Raw genomic sequence first — 258 nt, 5'->3', positions numbered from 1 at the left:
AGAGCAATTGATAATTACTTTGAGGACTATTATGAGAGGTTTAGTAATGAACAACGAGTTAATATATTTGGTTCTTTGAATTTTGTTGTTAATTTAAGCTTAGAGGATATAGAAAGAATTAACTTATCTTTACAACCACATCTGTCCCGTTTTTTTGCTGACTATGATGATGTCTTGAATTATATTGATTTGATATCAGAAATATCAGTTTCCCCTAAGTTTATTGAATTACCTCATTACTCTAAAGGTTCTAGTAAG

At 29.1% G+C, this 258-nt stretch carries 1 protein-coding gene; it reads left to right on the top strand.

Annotated features, from left to right (window positions below):
• Positions 1 to 258 (top strand): hypothetical protein (locus V1952_RS22755; RefSeq protein WP_420075660.1); only part of this gene is annotated, 258 nt, incomplete at both ends.

The organism is Yersinia sp. 2542 StPb PI (genome assembly GCF_048593855.1).
Taxonomy (GTDB): Bacteria; Pseudomonadota; Gammaproteobacteria; order Enterobacterales; family Enterobacteriaceae; genus Yersinia; species Yersinia enterocolitica_E.
This window is presented reverse-complemented; position numbering and strand designations above follow the sequence as displayed.